Annotated in this window: 4 protein-coding genes; 3 read left to right on the top strand and 1 reads right to left on the bottom strand. The window is 46.8% G+C overall.

Annotation, left to right across the window (positions count from 1 at the left end):
- A partial coding sequence (locus H6S82_RS23070; protein ID WP_347339533.1) for a diguanylate cyclase occupies window positions 1-1,043 on the top strand: 1,043 nt, incomplete at its 5' end.
- Between the two features lie 43 nt (window positions 1,044-1,086).
- On the opposite strand, the gene H6S82_RS23065 is transcribed toward H6S82_RS23070, so the two are convergent.
- Window positions 1,087-1,782, bottom strand: coding sequence for an ATP-dependent Zn protease (locus H6S82_RS23065; RefSeq protein ID WP_190463761.1), 696 nt, complete (start codon window positions 1,780-1,782; stop codon window positions 1,087-1,089).
- Here H6S82_RS23065 and H6S82_RS34140 point away from each other — a divergent pair.
- Together H6S82_RS34140 and H6S82_RS23060 are read left to right on the top strand one after the other, a co-directional pair.
- Window positions 1,751-1,873: a hypothetical protein gene (locus H6S82_RS34140; RefSeq protein WP_255512194.1), complete on the top strand. Its 123-nt coding sequence runs from the start codon at window positions 1,751-1,753 to the stop codon at window positions 1,871-1,873. The genes H6S82_RS23065 and H6S82_RS34140 overlap by 32 nt on opposite strands.
- A gap of 496 nt (window positions 1,874-2,369) precedes the next feature.
- Window positions 2,370-3,785, top strand: a complete 1,416-nt coding sequence (locus H6S82_RS23060) for a sugar transferase (protein ID WP_190463730.1) — start codon at window positions 2,370-2,372, stop codon at window positions 3,783-3,785.
- Window positions 3,786-3,799 lie beyond the last annotated feature (14 nt).

Below are 3,799 nucleotides of genomic sequence, written 5' to 3'. Positions count from 1 at the left end.
CGCCAATGGATGCTTCCATTCTTGTAGTTGGAAGTGATGAATTTAAAACAACACTTCTAGAACGGCTGCGATATTTAGCAGCTTGCACAGTAGAGTTTGCGTCCAGCCCTATGGAAGCGTTGCCTACGATCCAAGCACAACAGCCTGATGTAGTGATTCTACAGGCAAGCCAAGTTGGCAGCCTCGAGCTCTGTCGCCAGATCAAACAACAAACCAGTTTGGCCTGGATATACTGCATCCTGATAGCGGAGCAACCTCAAAACGCTATCGAAGAAATCTTACCAGGCTGGAATTGGGAGTTAGGATTGAGGGCAGCAGCTCTAGAAGGAGGGGCCGACGCCTATCTCTGGTTACTGACCAATCGCGGAAATGGTGATATATCCTGGGAAGCAGGATTGACGATGCAAAATCATCTTCTGCAAGCGCAAGTTCAAGCCGGGATCAGGCGAGTGCAGATCGATCGCAACTTAATGCGTACCAACGACGTTTTGTCCGCGATCGCACTGGCTGACCCCTTGACGGAATTGAGCAATCGTCGGGCTTTGGATTGGGAATTACCCCGACAAATCCAAAACGCTCGCGCCAGAGAGGTGCCTCTGAGCTTGCTAATGCTGGATGTAGATTATTTCAAATCGATCAACGATTCTTACGGCCATTTGGTCGGCGATCGCGTCCTTCAGCTGCTCTCGGCCCGACTGCGGCACAACCTGCGCTTTCAAGACACGCCCTTTCGCTACGGAGGGGAAGAATTTGTGATTCTTCTCAGTAACACGAATGCCAAAGAAGCGGAAATGGTTGCCCTGCGCCTAAATAGCTCGATAGGCAACCAACGCTTCGGGATTGACAAAAACTTGGCTCTAAGCGTTACTGTCAGTATTGGGATTGCTTCGCTGCAACCAGATGACGATCCTAATGGGGTAAGTCTGCTCAACCGTGCCGATCGAAGCCTGCTCCGTGCCAAAACTAATGGACGCAATCAAGTCATTTGCGATGGAGATCGGCCAATCAACGAGACTTCCTTTGAGGAGAATTGCGAATACTGAGTTCTATGTTGCCAGTTAATATTTTTCTCCCAAGTGAAAACTCTTAACTCTTTAAAGTTTCCTGGCAATACTGAGCAACAATCCGAGAACACTCGGTCACGGAAGCTCGCTGTTCCATTGCAACAACAAGGGCTTCGTATGACTTCCAGTGGGACTGTAAGAGGGTACGAGCTTGGAGAGCAAAACTGCGCTCTTGCTGAGGGTATTCGCTAACCGGGCGTCCTAGCTTTTCAAGAAGAGTTGCCAATTTCTGTCGGTCTTCTGCTCCTCCCTCCGCATTACCGTAAATGAGAGTCTCCGCAGCTATTCCAGCCATCCAGACAATGCCGTAGCGATTGAGTAGCTGGGCTGATAAGATTCTCTGTTGCAGTTGAGATGCCAATTCGCGATCGTCAAATGTTACCCCTCCCTGTCCCGGCTGTCCTTGCTTGAAGGCTTCCCAGGCGCTGAGGACGTAGCCGCTCACTGGTATTTCCAACAGCTGAGCTACCAGGAAGTGTCCTGCTTCATGCCTCACTACGCGGGCTCTATGTTCCGGCGAAGCACTCGCTAACCAATCCAAAAGTAGGTTTACTCCCTGTCCCTGCCAGGTGAGAGTATCTAGAGTGCCAACTCCCAAAATGGTCAAGGTGGCGATGGCGGGCACATACGGAGATATGTTCAACAATGGCCCCAGAAGCGTTGAGAGCGTCATTGCAAAAACACAAATGGCTATTAAGTTCAGGGCGGTTTTGCTCATGCCTGGGTACGGAATAGAAGCGCTATCTTTAATTGACAATGTGGTTTTAGCTGGTAATTCATCGCAGTTACTGCTTTTGCAATACTGCTGATAGCTCGAGCCGATCGAACTCGACCTATCCTAGTTACCGCTAGGACATTTTGCAACAAATCTGCTCTCGAAATCAAGAATCTCGCTTTTATGCAAAGTCGCCCTTTGTCTGTCGAGCTTTGCTGTTAACCCTTTCTTTGGAAAGATGTACAATAATTAGTCTAGCGATCTCCCTTGTTTATTCGTAAGTACCAATACTTATGTGGGGTGAGAGTTAGTTGCCCATTGTCTAGACTGATAGAATAGCAGTCTCTGCTTATAGGTTGCGCTGAGGTGCTATGGTAGTACGATTGTAGGGGTGCGATCTCAGCGTCATAAAGGCTTTGGCAGGCTGCTAACCGATTTGAGTTTGTACTTGACAAAAATTTTGTCGCGTATCCAGTTGTCAGTGTTCGCAAATGGGCGCTTCAAGAAAAGCATATGCTAAAAAATAGGGGAAGCTTATGCACTTGTACATTATTAATTCATCTCCCCCAGACAAGAAGAAAAAGTAAAATATGCCTGACCTACGCGCTCCGATTATTACCAGGCTTCGCCAAGGCACAGGTGTTGGTTGGCTGCGAGTAGCCATCCTGCTTGTCCTAGATAGCCTTATGTTGTCTTTGGCTTGGATAATTGCTGATTCTTGGGGAACCCCTGTCAATTCTTTTGAACTTTTCTGGAAGTCCAGCCAAGAGCCGGGGTTTTTGCTACCAATTATGGTGATAAGCCTTGGGATTCTAGCCGCTTCAGGATTGTATGGCACGGATGATAAACGACGCGATTACTTCACTCTGATCAAATCGCTCACTCTGGCCCAGATTGTTTTATTGATTATTGCATTTCTTTATAAACCGGGCCTAATAGTATCTCGTTCAACTTTCTTGTTGTCTTGGCTGTTATCTATAATTTTTGTTTGTACTGAGCGGCTGCTGATTCAGTTAGCGATCGTCAGCCTGCGACGTCAAGGTGCAATACGTCAGCGAATATTTCTACTGGGCGACCCTGGGGATGTTGAAGAAGCCCGAAAATTATTGGATAGAACCGCAAGATTTGACGTTCGGGGTCAAGCAATTTTACCTTCAGAAAGTAACCAAGAATTTTGGATTGAAATCCTCGATCGCGTTCGCCAACTCAGAGTCAGTGAAGTTTTTGTTTGCTCTTGGGAAGCTGTCAGGGCTCCGATATTTCTCTATTGGGAATTGATGAGTTCCGGTATCAGTCTCAGAGTGTTACCCATCGGTCTGAAAATCCCCAGCCAATGGTCTGAAATCAAGATGATCGATGGGCTGACCACCATCAGATTTCGTTCTCCACCTATCCTGGGGAGCGATTTTTGGACAAAGCGTTTTGTCGATATTGTGGCAGCAATATCTGTGTTGATGTTAGCAAGTCCCTTGTTTTTAGCGATCGCACTACTCATAAAATTTGACTCCCGTGGCCCGATATTCTACAAACAAAACCGAGTTGGCCTCAAAGGCCGTCACTTTAAAGTTTGGAAATTCCGCACGATGGTAATAGATGCCGATCGCTTACAGAAGGAGCTAGAAGCGAAAAACGAAATGAAAGGGGGCGTAATGTTCAAAATGAAAGATGACCCCCGTATTACTCGTGTAGGGAAGTTTCTCCGCCGTTATAGTTTGGATGAACTACCACAAATCATTAATGTCCTACTGGGTGAAATGAGCCTTGTCGGTCCACGACCATTTCCGTTACGAGATGTAGAAAAAATGTCGGAACATCACTTTATCCGTCATGAGGTGCTACCTGGTATTACCGGTTTGTGGCAGGTTTCCGGTCGTTCTAATGTTGTTGATTTTGAAGATGTTTTTCGCCTGGATATAACCTATATTCAGAACTGGTCTCTAGCTCTCGATTTCCAAATTTTGCTACAAACAATCAAAGTTGTGCTGCAAAAAGAAGGAGCTTACTAGATGCGGTGAAACAC

It is taken from the genome of Planktothrix sp. FACHB-1355, assembly GCF_014748295.1.
GTDB classification, from domain to species: domain Bacteria; phylum Cyanobacteriota; class Cyanobacteriia; order Cyanobacteriales; family Aerosakkonemataceae; genus Aerosakkonema; species Aerosakkonema funiforme_A.
This window is presented reverse-complemented; position numbering and strand designations above follow the sequence as displayed.